Raw genomic sequence first — 17,393 nt, 5'->3', positions numbered from 1 at the left:
TTTCAACTTCATACTATTATGAGACCAACACTTGGTTCAAAAAGGTACGAATTTGTTTCTCCAATCCTTTCGGATCTTCTAACGGCAAATAGTGACCACAATGAGGCATCTGATTAGATTGAATGAGAGGGACTTGACGTTTAATCTGCTGCAGCGTTTTGGCAATGACAGGCAGCTCCTTATCCCCATACAGGAATAACCAAGGTTGATTAACCTCGCGTACCTTCATGCTAATCTCTTTACGAAATGCATCCAATTCGAGCATCTTCGACGGCTTCAAGGATAATGTATTAAAATAAGGCATAAGTTCTTCCTTAGAACTGCGTTCGAACGGCAATAAACCGCCGCCGATTTTCACATCCTTGCGCGCTAGAATTTTCAACATCGAATGCTGGATCACCGAATAGGGTTGTAAATTCAACGAGATCGTCACGATGGCTTTGACCTTCGTTGGGTATTGTAAAGCCATATGGATGGCTTCAAGCCCGCCTTCACCATGACCGATACAAATCCACTCTTCCTCTTCCGATCCTTCCAATTCATAAGGGATATCCGCTTTTCCAGACGAAGAAAATACAGCAGCCATCTCGGTACTTAACTGCTGTTTCATAAAATATTGTTGTACATGCTCAAACGTCTCCGCCTTCATATTTAATCCCGGAAACATCCATATCTTCGTTCTCACCGTTACTCCTCCATCTTGCTAGCCACTTCTGTCATATCCTTAAGTAACTCTGGGTCTATAATTTGTATTGTTAAATGATAAAATGCGAATGGAGCCTGATCCCAGCACTCCAACTGTCTAACATACTGCTCCGCCTCGATGATCAACTGCTGCAGCTCTATGCCTAGCACTTGATCCGGATAGGGACGGAGCTTCGAGATGCCTGCTGTGAGCAATTTACGAGAACCCGATCGATTTCCATTCTCCATATGATACAAGCCCACAGCAATTTGGAGTAAGCCTTGGAATAGAGGATTTCGGCCTTCTTCAAGCCAAAGCTCCTCCATCACCTCATGACACTCGTAATAATCTCGTCTCCAATTAAAATGTACAAGGAATTGTACATATAATCGATCATATATCATCTGAACTGTCCGCGGTCTTTTTCTTAACCTTCACGAACTTTGCTTCTACGTCCTTATAAAGCTTCTTGATTCCTTCTTCGTCCTCGTTCAGCCATAATTCGTTAAATTGCTTCTGAAATTCAATCGCTTCGCGAATCTGATGATGGAAGTACAGTTCTGAAATGTACGTTAATATTTTGGTCGTCACGTTCGAGTTCTCCTCGAAACTGATCTGCGCATCGAGAATCTCTTGTCGAATACTTGACATCTCATTGTCCAGCACAAAAGCTGCCTCAGCTGCTTTCTTCAATCGAACGCGCATTTCATCTGGAAGACTTTCACGATATTTATAATTTAGCGAATGTTCAATCGTTGCCCAGAAGTTCATGGCGAGCGTCCGAATTTGAATTTCCGCTAGTACTATTTTTTGTCCAAGAGCCGTCTGAACGGGATATTCAATAATCATATGGAAGCTGCGATATCCGCTTTCCTTATAATTCGTAATATAGTCCTTCTCGAACAAGACGGATAAATCTTTACGTTCACGAATGTACTCCGCTACGCGGCGAATATCATCGACAAATTGACACATAATCCGAATACCGGCGATATCTTCAATCCCCGTATCGATGTCCTCCATCGCCACATTCAGTCGCTTGGCTTTCTCGAGAATGCTGGAAATTTTCTTTACACGACCGGTCACAAACTCTATAGGTGCATACTCTTCCCGTTTCTTCAACTCCGCACGCATTGTTTTGAATTTTACTTTTAATTCTTCCACAGCTTGTTCATATGGCAGCAAAAACTTTCCCCAATCTCTTCCGTCCATCAGAACGCCTCCTGTCCTTTATATCTGTTAGGTTAACGATGGTCAGCACCCACTGCTTCGGAAATATGGGAATATCCGTCTCGACTTAACAATTCCCTTAAACCTTGATGTAATTCGCGATTAATACCAGGTCCCTTATAAATGAGTGCCGTATAAATTTCCACGAGGCTCGCACCTGCGCGAATTTTATCGTACGCGTCTTGGCTCGTAAATATGCCGCCTGAACCAATAATCGGCAGCTTTCCTTCCGTCTGTTTGTAGATCTGACGGATGATTTCGGTCGAGCGATCCCGCAGCGGCATGCCGCTTAAGCCTCCCGTTTCCTTCTTATTCGGATGCGTGAGGGTATCTCTAGTAATCGTCGTATTCGTAGCAATAATGCCGGAGACACGGCTTCCAGCGATCGTAGCGATCATATATTCGAGCTCTGCATCTTTGACGTCAGGCGCAATCTTCACGAGCACAGCTTTCGGTTGACCGCCGGCTTGCTTCGCTTGACGATCCCGCTCCTCGACGACTTCTTGCAGTAGATCCTTGAGTTCATTGCCGTGCTGCAGATTGCGTAAATCAGGCGTATTCGGTGAACTGATATTCACCACAAAGAAGTCCGCTTCCGGATACAACTCACGGATTAATGTCTTATAATCTTCTGGCGCTTGCTCGTTTGGTGTTACTTTATTCTTCCCGATGTTCACAGCAACGGGAATTCTTCTGGACTTAAGCTTCGCGAACCGTGCCTTCATCGCTTGCGCACCTTCATTATTAAAGCCCATTCGATTGATGAGCGCCTCATCCTCAGGTAGACGGAACAACCGCGGTTGTTCGTTGCCCGGCTGCCCTTTCGGTGTTACCGTTCCTACTTCCATAAATCCAAAGCCGATCGAGGAGAACCCTTCAATCGCTGCCCCGTTCTTATCCAAGCCTGCGGCCAGTCCGATCGGATTCGGAAAATGCAGGCCGAACAAATCGACCGCCAAATCTTTGGTTTCCTGCACACCGTACATGCCGCGCATTATCGCTAGCGCCCCTGGAACTTTAGCTCCCGTCTCAAGACCACCTATCGTCAGATGGTGCGCCTTCTCAGGGTCTAAAGAAAACATGTATGGTTTCACTATATTTCGATAAAGCAAGTTGTTCACTCCGTTCTGCATTCGTCCTTCAATTGACCTACGAATATTTTAGCCTTTTCCGCATAAAAAGGAAAGTCTGTTCGCCTTCAAATCCACGAAACGCTAGATATTCATTTCGAAAACGATTACAATAGGAGTATATTGATATCCTATTCATATAAAGAGAGGTTGAATCAGAATGTCTACAAAAAGAAAACCGCCGACAATGACACATAAATCACAAGAAACCGTCAATAAAAAGGGAATCATTTGGACGAGTGCCATATTCGTTGTGCTTGTTGTATTGGTTGTTGTTCTGATCCTCTTAACGAAATAATCGATTCTCTTCTATTTAATTCAACCATTGATACACTTTATGGGGGTTTGTCTGATTCTGATCGCGTAGCGGCCTAACTTGAAACGGTTGCTCCGCTTGAACGATCGTATCCGGCAAAACTCCCTTTTTAATAACCACCGGTGTGCCCATAGGTACAAGATCGAATAATTCCTCCACATCCTGCTGCCTCATTCGGATACAACCATGAGATTCGTCCTTGCCCATACTTGAAGGTTCATTCGTCCCATGGATCGCGTACAACGTATCGGATAAAGTCATCCCTCGACTACCAAATTCACCATTTGATTTTCCGTTCGGATTCTTCACCTTTTCACTGATCGTAAATGTACCTTCGGGTGTCTTCTCGCCGCCCAAACCTACTTCATAATTCCGCCATAGGATATGACCTGACACAACAGCAAGTCGATGATTCTTTTTATCGATGACAATTTTAAACGGCTCTGTAAGCATATCTTCTGTTGAAGCCACACCTCGTGCCGACTTCACATCGCCGATGATCTGCTGTCGATAGAAACCCGGATCCATATTTTGATCTAGAGACTCCGCTTTGTTATCTGACTGTAGGAGCTCCTTTACTGCCGGATACCATGCCTTCATATTCGGCGTGATCCCCGCAATCACGTTATTGGGATAAGAGCCCGTTAAGTCCGACAATGCAGCTGGGAGTTTGCCATGCAGCTTCTCGTAACCTGACATTGCCGATCGTAAGGCTTGCATTTCTTCCATTTGGTCCGTCCAATCCGCAACCGTGTTCTTCGTCGCTGTCGGAATCGAGGGCTCACAACGACATGCCGCACCATCAAAGGTTTGTACCGTGAATCCCTTATTTCCTGGTTCTTGATCCTGATCCATCTGTGTATTTATCGATCCAGCGATCTTCGGTACATGCTGCCACAACAACCAATTTCGTTCTTCCTTCAGCTTCACGACGATCGCATGTTGATTAGATTGCGGTGACGCTAAATGGGCAGAGATTGCATTCTCCCAAGCCATGTGTGCTTTCTTCCCAACGCCTGCAACATAAATAACGGGTAATCTCTCAGCCGTTGCATCGAATTCACCAGCTTGTGGCAGCTTGAGCGTAGGCAACGGCAGTTCTGGCGCCCCAGATATCCCGCTCAATAGGAGAAATAGGAATGCTAGACCGATCCAACGTCTCCTGATCGTCTTCTCCCGTTGTCGTTGGATTAATGCTCTCTCCCGTTCTACCGCCTCTAGCATCCATTTCGCTGGAATTTGTGTATGTTCGAATGCTTCATAGACATCACCTGCCTGATTGAAGCAATAATTCGCTTTGCCGATCTGTTCTGTCGCCTCGTATTCCTTGCCTAATAAATACCAAGCCATACGGTTGTCAGGATGGGACTCTACGTATCTTTTAAGAAATAGAATATCTTTCATTCCGACTCTCCCTTCTGCTGATAGGTGATATATCGGTTTTTCAGCCTATTCCTTTTACCATCGAAAGACAACAAAAAACCCCGGTCATAATTGACCAGGGTTCTATGATCACATATGTGAGATGCTATGATAACGAATAACGAATTAGTTAAACGGTGTATCCGCGATTTTGATGGAGTCTGTTGGGCAACCATCTGCAGCATCTTGAAGATCGTCGAACAAATCTTCTGGAATTTCAGTTACGCCCATGTTGTTATCTCCCTCGTAGATAACTTCTGCCAAACCTTCATCATCATAATCGTAAATATCTGGTGCAGTTGCACCACATGCGCCACAAGCGATGCAAGTATCTTTTTCAACCCAAGTGAATTTTGCCACGGCTAATTTCCCTCCTGTTATAGGTCCAATCTTCTAATACCCTCACTCATCAATATAATACAAAAGTAAGGTAAATTCAAACGGTTTGTCAGTTTTTTCTATGAGAAATCTCATTCAATATCTTCCTGATCGGTCTTTCGGAAATCCATTTGTAGAGAAGTCCCTCTAATTCTATGATTTCGGATCAATGCGGAAGGGTCATTACTCAGCATTCCTGCCGTCAAAACGGCATTCTCGCCGAACTTATCACGCAACCGATCCATAGCAACATTAAGTTGCTCTTTCTTCGGCTGTTTCTCATAGTCGAACAAATCCAATTGAATGGCAGCTTCGGCGCGCGGCACGAGATTCTGTAGAGCAACACCCAAGAGCCGCACGGGTTGATCACTCGGCCAATGACGATCATAGAGCGCACAAGCATCCCGATAGATTTCATCAGCACTTTCGGTGGGTGTCATCCGTGTGGTCGATCGCGTGATGGTCTTCATGTCCGGCGTACGAATCGTAATCTGGATGGTCTTCGCGAGCAGCTTCTGCCGCCGCATCCGACGCGCGACTTGATCTGTCAAGTTTAAGAATACCCGATGTGCGTCACTTCGATTCGTAACATCATGGGGAAGCGTCGTGGTATGGCCAATCGACTTGCTCTGCTCAGCATCTGGATTCACAGGGGAGGTATCGATTCCATTCGCCGCTTGCTTCAGCCATGTGCCTACAATCCCAAAGGATTGTATCAGTTTATGTTCATCCGCTTGAGCGAGTTGACCGATGGTATAGATATGCAATTTTTTCAGCTTCTGCGCTGTTTTCTCCCCAATACCGAACAAACTGTTGCATGGCTGATCCCACAAAATATTCGGCATATCTCTCCGGCGCAAGACCGTAATTCCGTTTGGTTTCTTCATATCCGATGCCATCTTGGCGAGCAGCTTATTAGGTCCTATCCCCACAGAGCATGGCAGTGACAACTGTTCCCGGATCTTTTGCTGTATTTGTTCCGCAATTTCAAGGGGAGTTCCGAATTGCTTCGAGCCTGTAATATCCATATAACATTCATCAATCGATGTTGCCTCAACCAGGGGCGTATACGTATTGGCAAGTGCCATAAATCGGTTCGAATATCTCCGATATAAATGGAAATCAGGTTGTATTATGATCAGTGTTGGGCATAATTTTAAGGCTTGGCGAACTTGCATCCCTGTACGAATACCAAGTCTTCGAGCCGCATATGAACAAGTAACGATAATTCCTTTACGCAGCTCGATACTGCCAGCAACCGCGGTCGGCTTATTCGCATAGAGATGCGGCTCTTCTGCCTCATGTACAGAGCAATAAAAAGCATTCATATCCACATGGAGAATCACTCGGCCATGCTGGGGGTAATAATGCTCCCGTTCTGATACCATGAATCTCACCGCATTTCCAGTCTTTTTTCAAGTCCATTCATCCTGTATCCAGCATACCTTTCCCGACCTTAGAGGGTCAAGCTGAAGGCTTAGAAAAAAATGAAATTCCTATCTACTTTCTACCAACTCGTGTGATATAATAAGTAAATTATACTTCTAGATGAATGAAATCATACTTTCCAAAAAAGGAGGCCCTCTCATGTCTACGGCTATTTCACTCTTTGATACGACACTACGAGATGGAACGCAAGGTGAAGGCATCAGCCTATCTGCTGATGACAAATTAAAAATCGCTAAGAAACTCGACACTTTCGGTGTTCACTATATTGAAGGCGGTAATCCGGGCAGCAACGGCAAAGATATTGAATTTTTCAAAAGAGCAATGAGCTTGAATTTACGTGCAAAACTTACCGCTTTTGGCAGTACGCGCCGTAAAGATTCGATCGTCGAGCAGGATGCGAATTTGAATCGCATTGTTGAATCAGGTGTGAAAGCGGCAACTTTGGTTGGTAAATCATGGGATTTCCATGTACACACAGCCCTTCAAACATCCCTTGAAGAGAATATGGCTATGATTTATGATTCGATTGCGTTCCTGAAACGCAATCATTTGGAAGTCATTTTTGATGCGGAACATTTTTTTGACGGTTATAAAAACAATCCCGAGTATGCGCTCGCCGTCTTGAAGCGTGCAGAGGAAGCAGGGGCCGATTGGATTACCATGTGTGATACCAATGGCGGAACGCTGCCTACTGAAGTGTATGATATCGTATCCTCCGTACATCGCGAATTGAACGCGAAGCTGAGCATCCATACGCACAATGACTGCGAACTTGCCGTCGCTAATACATTAGCAGCCATTCAAGCAGGGGCAAGACAAGTACAAGGGACCATTAACGGCTACGGCGAACGTTGCGGGAATGCCAATCTATGCTCCATTATTCCGACCTTACAATTAAAAATGGGATACCATTGTATCGAACAAGAACAATTAGCGCAGCTTACGAATGTGGCTCGTTATGTGAGTGAAATCGCCAATGTACATATGCCTGTGAACCAAGCATATGTAGGAAATGCCGCTTTTGCCCACAAAGGCGGTATCCACGTCTCAGCTATCTTGCGCGATTCACGTACTTACGAGCATATTGCTCCTGAGTTAGTCGGCAACAAACAACGCGTCCTCGTATCTGAATTGGCAGGTCAGAGCAATATCTTATCCCGTGCGCAAGATCTTGGATTAAGCTTGGATTCGAACAACCCCTTAACTAAAGAAGTCATGAATCGGATCAAAGACCTTGAACATCAAGGATATTCCTTCGAAGGTGCCGATGCTTCATTAGAGTTGTTGCTTCGTGAGGCCAACGGAGAATTAAAAGAATTATTTACGTTAGAATCTTTCAAGATGATCGTTGAGAAAAGCGTCGACCGTCCGGTTGTTTCTGAAGCCATCGTCAAGATCCGAATCGATGATGAGAGCGTGTATACAGCTGCGGAAGGCAACGGTCCTGTCAACGCATTGGATAATGCATTGCGGAAAGCACTGATCCAGCACTTCCCATCGCTGAAAGAAATGCATCTATCCGATTATAAAGTTCGCGTAATGGATGACCAAGATGCTACGGCAGCGAAGGTTCGGGTACTCATTGAGTCCACGGATTTCAACAACCATTGGAACACTGTCGGTGTCTCGGGTAACGTCATTGAAGCCAGTTGGGAAGCCCTTATCGATAGCTTCCGGTATGCTCTAATCGGTCAGAAGAAAGTGGCAAACAACATCCCTTCCGATACACAACGGCTTGGTCTTGTAAACCACTAATCATTGCTTTGACACACACAAAACCCTCAAGCATTCGATTGTACTTCAATGTACGCCGACAATGCTTGAGGGTTTTTATGTTAATCCGATAGGATATTCTGTATCTTTTCTTCCATTTTCTTCGCTGGCACAATACCAAGTGTAATGTCTCGAATGACTCCATTACGATCGATTAGAATATTGGTCGGATAAGCAATTCCCTTATAGAGCTTAAACTGATCCCCCTTCAAATCCAACAGAATCGGATTCGTAAGCTGATATTGTTCCACGAAAGCCATTGCCTTCTCTTTCGTATCGGTCGACGTTACGTTAATGGAGTACATGTCCATCTGATCTTTATATTTCTCTGAGAGATGTTTCAGATCCGGAGCTTCCATCTGACAGGGTTCACACCAGGAAGCCCAGAAATTCAACATCGTCACCTTGTCGCGCTGGCCGCCAACCTTATACAACTTACCATCTAAGCCCGGCAATTCGAACGCAGGTGCTAATTTGTTCAACATTGGGGCAACTTCCGTAGGTAAAGACTGTGCATTTGCACTGACAGTACTCTCCTTCTTGCCCAAATTCTGATTGATCGCAATCGCGCCCAATACGACAATGATGACCAATAACCATAGATTTCGTCTCATTGGTGATAACCTTCTTATCTTTTATGTAATTGGTTGCTTCTTCCTCTATTGTACCCTGTTTTTCCGCAATATATCAAACCTTTCCAATCTTTTTTTGCATGTCTCTAGGACAGAACGGGTACAGTAACGCTACATGACATGAAGAGAGGTCTTTGAAGGATGTCCACCAAAACAAAATCAAAAAAACTTCTTTCCATTACGTTCGAAAGTGATATTGAATCTGTCGACGACCAAACTGTGCAAAAAAAATCATCCAATGAAACCGCTGCAGGAAAAGGACAAATGATGATTTTTATTGCCTTGGCTAGCGTGCCGTTAGTCATGGTGCTAGGGAATTCCATGCTCGTTCCCATCTTACCCCAACTCCAACAACAACTTCATATTTCAAAATTTCAGAGCAGCTTGGTCATTTCTATTTTCTCCATTGCATCCGCGATTGTCATTCCGGTAACAGGTTATTTAGCAGATCGTTATACCCGTAAGATGGTTCTCGTTCCTGCTCTGATCTTATACGGGGGTGCGGGGATCTTAGGAGGCTTTGCTGCAGCATGGGGATCTTATCCTATTCTCATTACGGCAAGGGCTCTACAAGGCATTGGAGCGGCTGGAACAGCACCTATTGCCATGGCACTCGTCGGTGATTTGTTCAAGGATGCCACCGAGAGTAAAGCACTCGGGTTGATTGAGGCCTCGAATGGTTCAGGAAAAGTGGTAAGCCCTATATTAGGATCTTTGTTGGCACTCCTTGTGTGGTATGCAGCGTTCTTTGCATTTCCCGTGTTTTGTGCCGTTGCTTTAGTAATGGTGATTTGGTTCATCAAAGAACCAAAGAAACAAAATGATCCCTTGCCGCTGAAGCAATATATTCACACGATCGGAACGATCTTCAAGAAAAAAGGGCGTTGGTTAATTTCATCGTTCTTCGTGGGGTCGTTAGCGTTATTCATTCTTTTCGGTATTCTGTTCTACTTATCTAATATTTTGGAAAAAGCACCTTATAACATTGACGGTGTCATCAAAGGTCTTGTGTTAGCCATTCCGCTCTTAGGCATGGTCACTACATCCTATATTTCAGGGAGTATTATTAAGAAATCTGGGGTATTGATCCGTTGGTTCACAAACGTGGGGTTAATACTCATGACAGTCGCACTAGCCTGCGCTATCTTTTTCAATCAGAACATCTATGTATTCATTGGTTTATTGACGCTAAGCAGCATTGGAACGGGGTTATTGCTTCCATGTCTGAACACCATGATCACAGGTGCCGTGGATAAAGGGGAACGTGGGATGATAACTTCTTTGTATAACAGCTTGCGTTTTATCGGTGTTGCTATTGGACCACCGCTGTTCGGCTGGATGATGGATATTTCGCACCAAACCATATTCATTACCGTATCAGCACTCTCGTTAGCGGGATTAGCACTTTCGTTCTTTCTGATCAAACCGGATAAAACCGTCAAATAAAACAGGGTCATAAATAATTCGAGGTGTATTTTAGAGGCCTCAGAAGTTTCATTTTTAATAACACGACAAAGAACGTCAAAATAATGACTACACTGAGATAAAAATCACCTTGCCGCACATCGCGCATCCACTCGACCATACTTGGTATAATCTGAGGAACGAACAATTGCTTGATTTTTGGGATACGTTGCACCGTCGTAAAACCGTCTTTTTGCTCGCCTTGCAAAAGAAGACTGTTGGAACCAATCGGCGCGCTCGCATTTTCAACGTGGGCTACAGGAATAAATACGGACAGCAATAAGATGATGGTCATTCCGATGCTCATCATTTTTTTGCTTATGTTCGTCATGTCCCTTTCCCCTTTTCGCTCATAATACGTTACGTTTCAGACTGATTTTTCAACTTACTCTTCTTATAATTCCGATCAAGCTTAAAGATTTTGTTCAATAAATTATATACATGCTTTGATTCTTTGGTTAGTAGTGGTCCTAATATCGCTAAGATCAATACATACAACGCGGAGAACGGCTGTAAAATCGCAAGCAGACCGCCTGCTTTTCCTAAATTCGCGATAATGATTGAAAATTCACCCCGCGATACGATCGTTAATCCGATGTTGGATGAAGCCTTTGGCGATAATCCTGCACTCCGTCCCGCAAGCATTCCAGCAACATAGTTGCCGATCAACGTAATTATTACGGAACCAATCGCTAACCCCATACCGCTTCGCCACCCAAAGTCAACGGATCAATAGTTAACCCGAAGCTGAAGAAGAACAAGGCACCGAAGAAATCGCGAAACGGAAGCACCAGATGCTCGATACGTTTCATATGCTCGGTTTCGGCAAGCACCAATCCAATCAATAAGGCACCAATCGCTTCGGCAACATGGATCGTTTCCGAGAATCCAGCTACGATGAACAGCGTCGCAAAGATCGATAGTAAAAATAACTCATTCGACCGGATATTGAAAATTTTGTTCAGTAATGGGAGCGCCTTGCGTCCTACAACAATGAATCCAAGCAAGGGTTTATGTTTATAATTTCTATTATGGTTTCCAATGAAAGAGGCGTCCATTATGATGAACTTAGATACGCATATAAATCACCAAGTGTCGTGACTTGGCGCTCGCGCATCCTACGGATATATATCGCCCACAATTCAGCTGTCATTTTCGCATCCTCCAAGGCATGATGCCTTGTCGTTATGGGGACATCATTCATTCGTAACAATTCGTCTAAGGTATAGTTCCTCGATTCCGCTTCCAGCCATTTAGCAACCATCATCGTATCCACTAACCGATGGGACCAACGCGCTCGCCATATTTTCCAGAAGGCTGATATCAAAAAAGCTTTATCGTGTCCGCTCGCATGAGCAACTAAAACATCAGACCCGACAAATTTCATGAATTGCTGCAAAGCCGTAGATAATGGAACACCATCCAACAACATATCATTCGTAATGCCGGTCAGCTGCTCGATCTCTGGAGAAACGGTCTGATTCGCTTGGACTAATGTATAGAAGGTCTCCGTCTCTAAGACCTGATCGCCTCTCACCTTCACCGCACCTATCGAGATAATCTCATCCCCGTGATTCGGAAGGAAGCCCGTTGTTTCTAAATCAAAGACGACAACTTCAAGTTCTTGAAAAGGCGTATACAGCACATTCGGTTTGCGTTGCTCTTTGAGTGTCGAACGCATAAATGCAATCTGCTCCGCCTTCGCATTTGGCACCCCGATGATCGAAGAAAAGGCGGATGAAATCTGCCCCCGTTTTAGTGCACCCCACCAACTGCCCTCGGTTGATCCTCTATCTTTCATCGTTCATTCCTCAATTGTATACGAATTTGTTTGTTCAAGTGACGTTGCAGCTGATGTACAACTTGCAATTCTTGCTTCAAGGCTCTGGCAACCTCACGTGTCAAATCGTACTCTTCGATGTATCCATGACTAACATATTGTCCCTCTTCCATGACGAAGGGAATCCCAGCTCGACGTAGCAAGACAGATTTGAATGTCGCTTCACAACGGTCAATCAGTTCTTTAAACTTCTGGTTTGAATGTTGCAGGGATTGTATCCTTTGCCAGGTTGAAGTCTGTTCGAACACTTGTAGCGGTACATGTACCCCTGAGTCGGTAGGATTCGATTGGGAGGTTAGCGCGAGATACCGTATCCCATTCACGAGCGGAATATATGCACCATATTTCAAATTGACGCCACCTGCAAATTCTCCGAATCGTTCCCGGATGATCTGACCGAAGTGATTCACCGAGGCTTTATAAAATAATGTATTGCGTAACATGGCTTCCCCAATACATGGAGATTGTTCTAGAAGTCTTGTATACATATAACGACAAGCAAGGACAAGCCCTTCATCCCCGTATATCCGACGCATGTCCGCCATTATAAGCAGATAACGAACATTCTCCCAGCTCAGATCATTCATCCATGTAGTTAATTGTTCTTCCCAGCCTTGCAGCGTCTTACACCACAAGGGGTTATTTGATAATACTTCCCCCTTGCAGCGAGGGAATCCGAGCACAATTAATTGGTCTACAATTAGATTCGTCAGACGCATGAAATACTCCGTTGCCTTGGGGTCGGTGGAATCCTCCATAATCAACCCATGATCTTGATCGCTCCACATGGCTTGTTCTCCTCTGCCCCCGCTGCCGAATAAGACAAATGCATATCGGGAGGGGGGAGTCCCCCACCCTTCCTGCTCTAATTGGCGTTCACTCATCCGAATGGTCTCGGCGATTAATGCATCATGCCATTGATTTAATTGTTGATTCCAATCCAATACATCGATCCGCTGCAACTCACGCTGCCATAAAGACTGCCATGCATCTCGATGCAAACGTAGTTCATAAACATTCGTTGCCGCATTTAAATCGACCATGGCGCTCGAGAGTAAATTCAATACGCCCACCTCCGCCGTTGCTATGTTCATCAGACTTGCATTTTCGGAGCTATAACCAACTTCTTCCTCTTCCGTCACGCGTAATCCAGTCATTTTCTTAATCGCCAGCAATACAATAAAGGACAACACCATTACGACACCGTGAACAGAGAAAGCATATGCAGGATCATCGATTCCGATTTAAACAGCTAACCCAATCCACATGAAGCACAATAATTTCTTTTTCATTGCGGCTCACCTCTTAAATGTGTTAGGTTATATAACATTTCCCTTCATCATATTTGCATTATATACGACGATATTCCCAAATTACAATAGATTGTTGTTAATAAATGTGAATATCCGACTTATGCATTACATATGATGTTATTTATATTCACTTTATGCTTGGCCGCATGATTCACAAAACCATCACGTTTGACTGTATAGTTTAAATTCTAGTATCATAGAACTACACATAAGAAAGTAAAGCGAGGTGTTGAACATTGGGAACAGTGAAAATGTATCGCATCAGCGAATTAGCCAAAGCAGCGAATGTTAGCCAACGAACGATCGACTATTACACCACGCTTGGATTGATTGAACCTGAACAGCGTTCCAGCAGCAACTATCGTCTATACAGCGATGAAACCTTAATACGTTTAGAACGTATTAATCAGATGAAGCAAGAGAAGTATACCTTGGAAGAGATCAAGCAGTATTTAACCGAGTGGAGTAAAGTCACCCACGAAGAGGAAGTCTCCCAACGACTGACTGCATTGCAAATGCATATGGAGCAGCTTGAACGTGAAGTGAAAGAATTGAGCCCGGTTATAGAACAACTGAAGCCTCGCCAAGCCAAAAACTTGTTCAAAAACTTAACACCCCAAAGTGCAGCTGTCATCGAAGCATTGCTTCTACTCTTGGGCAAAAATTCATTCATGTAAAAGGAGGCTATTCATATGTCTTTATCAACTTTTATGTACATTCCGATCTTGCTAGCCTTTGCTCTTACGATATGGGCGCAATTTCGGGTTAAGGGTACATTTAGTCGTTTTTCAGAAGTTCCTACGCAAAGTAGAATGACAGGTTATGAAGCAGCAAGAAGAATGTTGGATGCGAACGGATTACACGATGTTCCCATCGAGCCTGTTCGCGGAGCATTAACCGATCATTACGATCCGATTCATCGTGTTGTTCGATTGTCTGAACCGGTATACTACGAAAATTCAATTTCCGCCGTTTCCGTTGCATGCCACGAAGTAGGTCATGCCATTCAGCATCAACAATCCTACTCCATGCTCATGCTTCGCCATCGGATGTTCCCGTTCGTGAACTTCGCTTCCGGCGTCGCACCATTCTTATTGATTGCTGGTTTCATCTTTGGTGCACTCAACTTAATCGGATTAGGGATCATCTTCTTCTCTGCTGCGGTTGCGTTCCAAGTCGTTACACTGCCAGTCGAATTTAACGCAAGTAATCGCGCAAGAGATATTATGGTATCTGAAGGTTTTATTACAAATGACGAAGAACGTGGTGTTGCAAAAGTATTGAATGCCGCTGCTCTCACTTATGTTGCTGCTGCTTTACTATCCATCATGGAGCTATTGCGTTACATTTTAATTTTCACGAGCAATCGCGATTAATCACGTGAATGCATGACAAACCAAAAAAACACCCAACAGTCCTTATGAACTCGTTGGGTGTTTTGGCATTCATGTATACATTAATTATGATTGTTTATGGTTATACGTATCGAAGTACTGTATGAGAAAGTTATAGAAGACTGTCGCAACAGGCGATAACTTATGATCGGCTCGACGTATCAATCCAATCTGCCGCAGAACCTTCGGATCGCGAATGCGCACACGTGCAGGTTGAAGTTGTTTGGTCTGAAACAGGGCCATGTCAGGAAGCAAGCTAACCCCCATCCCTGCAGCAACAAGCCCGCGAATGGTATCCGTCTCTTCACTTTCAAAGCTGATTTTCGGTTCAAATCCAGCCTTCTCACAAGCATCCAATACAATAGGTCGTAAGGAATATCCGTTACTGAACAGAACGAACATTTCATTCTTTAGCTGTTCAAGCTTGATCGATTCCTCGCCCGCAAGCGGATGATTGGGAGGAAGGATCGCAGATAATTCTTCCGTTAGCAGGATATCTCCTGTCACTTGCTCATGTCCCTCCGGAAACGGAGAAATAAACGCAAGATCCGTCTCTCCAGACACGACATCCTTGACGATCGAAGCATAATTCCCTTGCTTCAACCGAAATTTGACATTCGGATGTTTCTTACGGAAACCCGATACCACTTCAGGCATTAAATGAATCCCCAAGCTGTGCGGAAAGCCTAATCGAATTTCGCCGCATTCGGGATCATGGAATTCATGAATCTCTTGTACGGTTCGTTCCAAGTCTTTCAAAACCGCTTCAACACGCTTATATAACAATTGTCCTACCGGAGTTAGTTGAAGATTACGGCCTTTTTGCAGAAATAATTTGACACCGAGTTCTTCCTCCAGCTGATGAATCTGCCGGCTTACTGCCGACTGTGCAACATGCAGCTCTTCAGCCGCTTGCGTGACATGCTCCTTTTTTGCTACTTTCACAAAATAATACAACTGCCTTAATTCCACTGATGGACACTCCGTTCTTGACGTCAATACAGCTAATGTACCATGCCGTCATTGTGCTTTCAATGAAAACTTTGAGAGAAATGTCACAACCTTAATTTACGGATAAACCCATACAATACAAATCCAGCCAATAACCCGCCAAGATGCGCCCATATGTTAATCCCTGTCACAACGAACGAGTATACAAGTCCCATCACCAGAAGCATATAGATCGTCTGACGCGATGGAGGATCCAGCAGTGAGCGCTGCAGCAATACAATGAATAGATACGCACCATAAATCCCGTAGATGGCTCCTGAGGCCCCTGCAGACAAATGTGTCTCACTTGCCATCAGTTCACTAATTACATTGCCGAACAGGCCGCTCACGAGATAGAAGATCCCGTATTGCCAAGAACCTAACAAACGTTCTAATGGCGGTGCGAAGACAAAGAGGGCAAAACAATTGAACAGCAAGTGTTCAAACCCGATATGGAGGAACATCGCCGTGAAATATCGCCAATATTCTGTAGCAAATTGGTAGTCATTATACATCGCCCCGTATTTCACTAACGTTGCTCCGTTCGTCGAACCCCCATCAAAACTCATAATGATGAACATGACGATATTTGCTAACAGCAGCAACGAAGTGACTGGGTAAAACTTAAGATACTTTCGAAAGCTCTCATACCGAATAAAAATCACACACAACACCCTTTACTAGAAAAAAATATGTAAATCAATTAGACAACTCGGAATCAAACAGTCTATAATAATTTATGGAAGTTACAAGAAATTAAAGGAGGCAACAATCATGGCACAAGAACGTACTGTAGCATTCAAAGGAAACCCGATCACACTTATCGGTCCAGAACTTAAAGCAGGTGACAAAGCTCCTGACTTTACATTGAACAAAAACTTGCTTGAAGAAGTATCCCTTAACGATTACGCAGGCAAAATCAAATTAATTAGCGTAGTCCCTTCCCTCGATACAGGCGTATGTGACGCTCAAACTCGCCGCTTCAACGAAGAAGCAAGCAAGCTTGGTGAGAATGTTGTAATCCTAACTGTGAGTGCTGATCTTCCATTTGCACAAGCTCGTTGGTGCGGAGCTGCCGGCATCGATAAAGTAATCACATTGTCCGATTACAAATCGAATAGCTTCGGCGAAGCTTACGGCGTTCTAATCAAAGAATTCCGTCTTGACATGCGTGCTGTGTTCGTTCTCGATGCAAATGATACGATTACATACGTACAAGTCCTTGAAGAAATGACAGAGCACCCGAACTATGAGGGAGCTATTGCTGCTGTTCAAGCACTTCTGTAATTCGAACATACTACACATTACGTAAAAAGCGAGCGAAGGTTTCCCCTTCCTCGCTTTTTTCTTGTTCCTATATAATATTCGGATAATCCG

Annotated in this window: 19 protein-coding genes and 1 pseudogene; 6 read left to right on the top strand and 14 right to left on the bottom strand. The window is 44.2% G+C overall.

Annotation, left to right across the window (positions count from 1 at the left end; genetic code table 11):
• Positions 1–16: 16 nt before the first annotated feature.
• The 4 genes from BVG16_RS02090 to BVG16_RS02075 are packed head-to-tail and all read right to left on the bottom strand — an operon-like array spanning position 17 to position 3,027.
• Positions 17–685, bottom strand: coding sequence for an alpha/beta fold hydrolase (locus tag BVG16_RS02090; RefSeq protein ID WP_078496871.1), 669 nt, complete (start codon positions 683–685; stop codon positions 17–19).
• 2 nt (positions 686–687) lie between these two features.
• Complete coding sequence (locus BVG16_RS02085) at positions 688–1,089, bottom strand: DUF309 domain-containing protein (RefSeq protein WP_078496870.1); 402 nt, start codon at positions 1,087–1,089, stop codon at positions 688–690.
• Positions 1,079–1,897, bottom strand: coding sequence for a GTP pyrophosphokinase (locus BVG16_RS02080; protein ID WP_078496869.1), 819 nt, complete (start codon positions 1,895–1,897; stop codon positions 1,079–1,081). Before BVG16_RS02080 ends, BVG16_RS02085 begins: the two co-directional genes overlap by 11 nt.
• A 32-nt stretch (positions 1,898–1,929) precedes the next feature.
• The gene (locus tag BVG16_RS02075) at positions 1,930–3,027 is read right to left on the bottom strand and encodes a quinone-dependent dihydroorotate dehydrogenase (RefSeq protein WP_198957402.1); all 1,098 of its coding nucleotides are present in this window, start codon (positions 3,025–3,027) and stop codon (positions 1,930–1,932) included.
• A gap of 178 nt (positions 3,028–3,205) precedes the next feature.
• Here BVG16_RS02075 and BVG16_RS33055 point away from each other — a divergent pair, with 178 nt between their 5' ends.
• On the top strand, positions 3,206–3,343 hold the full coding sequence (locus BVG16_RS33055) for a hypothetical protein (RefSeq protein WP_198957401.1): 138 nt from the start codon (positions 3,206–3,208) through the stop codon (positions 3,341–3,343).
• A 15-nt stretch (positions 3,344–3,358) separates the two neighbouring features.
• On the opposite strand, the gene BVG16_RS02070 is transcribed toward BVG16_RS33055, so the two are convergent.
• From BVG16_RS02070 to BVG16_RS02060, 3 genes are all read right to left on the bottom strand, one after another.
• The gene (locus BVG16_RS02070; protein ID WP_078496867.1) at positions 3,359–4,765 is read right to left on the bottom strand and encodes a L,D-transpeptidase; all 1,407 of its coding nucleotides are present in this window, start codon (positions 4,763–4,765) and stop codon (positions 3,359–3,361) included.
• A 144-nt stretch (positions 4,766–4,909) separates the two neighbouring features.
• Positions 4,910–5,143 (bottom strand): ferredoxin, encoded by a 234-nt coding sequence (locus tag BVG16_RS02065; protein ID WP_078496866.1) that lies wholly within the window; start codon positions 5,141–5,143, stop codon positions 4,910–4,912.
• A 110-nt stretch (positions 5,144–5,253) separates the two neighbouring features.
• Positions 5,254–6,549, bottom strand: coding sequence for a DNA polymerase IV (locus tag BVG16_RS02060; RefSeq protein ID WP_078496865.1), 1,296 nt, complete (start codon positions 6,547–6,549; stop codon positions 5,254–5,256).
• 199 nt (positions 6,550–6,748) lie between these two features.
• On the opposite strand from BVG16_RS02060, the gene cimA reads away from it, so the two are divergent.
• Positions 6,749–8,365 carry a citramalate synthase gene (cimA, locus tag BVG16_RS02055; protein ID WP_078496864.1) on the top strand — a complete coding sequence of 539 codons (1,617 nt, stop codon included), beginning with the start codon at positions 6,749–6,751 and terminating at the stop codon, positions 8,363–8,365.
• Positions 8,366–8,445: 80 nt separating this feature from the next.
• On the opposite strand, the gene BVG16_RS02050 is transcribed toward cimA, so the two are convergent.
• Complete coding sequence (locus BVG16_RS02050; RefSeq protein ID WP_078496863.1) at positions 8,446–8,997, bottom strand: TlpA family protein disulfide reductase; 552 nt, start codon at positions 8,995–8,997, stop codon at positions 8,446–8,448.
• Positions 8,998–9,156: 159 nt separating this feature from the next.
• On the opposite strand from BVG16_RS02050, the gene BVG16_RS02045 reads away from it, so the two are divergent.
• The gene (locus BVG16_RS02045) at positions 9,157–10,461 is read left to right on the top strand and encodes an MFS transporter (RefSeq protein ID WP_078496862.1); all 1,305 of its coding nucleotides are present in this window, start codon (positions 9,157–9,159) and stop codon (positions 10,459–10,461) included.
• Between the two features lie 7 nt (positions 10,462–10,468).
• Here BVG16_RS02045 and BVG16_RS02040 read toward each other — a convergent pair whose 3' ends face one another.
• The 4 genes and pseudogenes from BVG16_RS02040 to BVG16_RS02025 form a co-directional block, all read right to left on the bottom strand.
• On the bottom strand, positions 10,469–10,810 hold the full coding sequence (locus BVG16_RS02040; RefSeq protein ID WP_078496861.1) for a hypothetical protein: 342 nt from the start codon (positions 10,808–10,810) through the stop codon (positions 10,469–10,471).
• 29 nt (positions 10,811–10,839) lie between these two features.
• Positions 10,840–11,462, bottom strand: a pseudogene (locus tag BVG16_RS02035) (cation:proton antiporter); the annotation flags it as partial.
• 74 nt (positions 11,463–11,536) lie between these two features.
• Complete coding sequence (locus tag BVG16_RS02030) at positions 11,537–12,280, bottom strand: exonuclease domain-containing protein (protein ID WP_078496860.1); 744 nt, start codon at positions 12,278–12,280, stop codon at positions 11,537–11,539.
• Complete coding sequence (locus BVG16_RS02025; RefSeq protein WP_078496859.1) at positions 12,277–13,515, bottom strand: DUF294 nucleotidyltransferase-like domain-containing protein; 1,239 nt, start codon at positions 13,513–13,515, stop codon at positions 12,277–12,279. Before BVG16_RS02025 ends, BVG16_RS02030 begins: the two co-directional genes overlap by 4 nt.
• A gap of 368 nt (positions 13,516–13,883) precedes the next feature.
• Between BVG16_RS02025 and BVG16_RS02020 the strand changes: the two genes are divergently transcribed.
• Both BVG16_RS02020 and BVG16_RS02015 read left to right on the top strand, forming a co-directional pair.
• Positions 13,884–14,309 carry a MerR family transcriptional regulator gene (locus BVG16_RS02020; protein WP_078497260.1) on the top strand — a complete coding sequence of 142 codons (426 nt, stop codon included), beginning with the start codon at positions 13,884–13,886 and terminating at the stop codon, positions 14,307–14,309.
• Positions 14,310–14,324: 15 nt separating this feature from the next.
• On the top strand, positions 14,325–15,008 hold the full coding sequence (locus BVG16_RS02015; protein WP_078496858.1) for a zinc metallopeptidase: 684 nt from the start codon (positions 14,325–14,327) through the stop codon (positions 15,006–15,008).
• An 84-nt stretch (positions 15,009–15,092) separates the two neighbouring features.
• On the opposite strand, the gene BVG16_RS02010 is transcribed toward BVG16_RS02015, so the two are convergent.
• Positions 15,093–15,998: a LysR family transcriptional regulator gene (locus BVG16_RS02010; protein ID WP_078496857.1), complete on the bottom strand. Its 906-nt coding sequence runs from the start codon at positions 15,996–15,998 to the stop codon at positions 15,093–15,095.
• Positions 15,999–16,081: 83 nt separating this feature from the next.
• Positions 16,082–16,681, bottom strand: coding sequence for a rhomboid family intramembrane serine protease (locus BVG16_RS02005; protein ID WP_078496856.1), 600 nt, complete (start codon positions 16,679–16,681; stop codon positions 16,082–16,084).
• 109 nt (positions 16,682–16,790) lie between these two features.
• Between BVG16_RS02005 and tpx the strand changes: the two genes are divergently transcribed.
• Positions 16,791–17,303 carry a thiol peroxidase gene (gene tpx, locus BVG16_RS02000; protein ID WP_078496855.1) on the top strand — a complete coding sequence of 171 codons (513 nt, stop codon included), beginning with the start codon at positions 16,791–16,793 and terminating at the stop codon, positions 17,301–17,303.
• Positions 17,304–17,393 lie beyond the last annotated feature (90 nt).

Origin of the sequence: Paenibacillus selenitireducens, assembly GCF_002021565.1 — a bacterium.
In the GTDB taxonomy this organism is placed as follows: Bacteria; Bacillota; Bacilli; order Paenibacillales; family Paenibacillaceae; genus Paenibacillus_K; species Paenibacillus_K selenitireducens.
The sequence above is the reverse complement of the archived record's forward strand: the minus strand, read 5'-3'. Positions and strand labels throughout refer to the sequence as shown.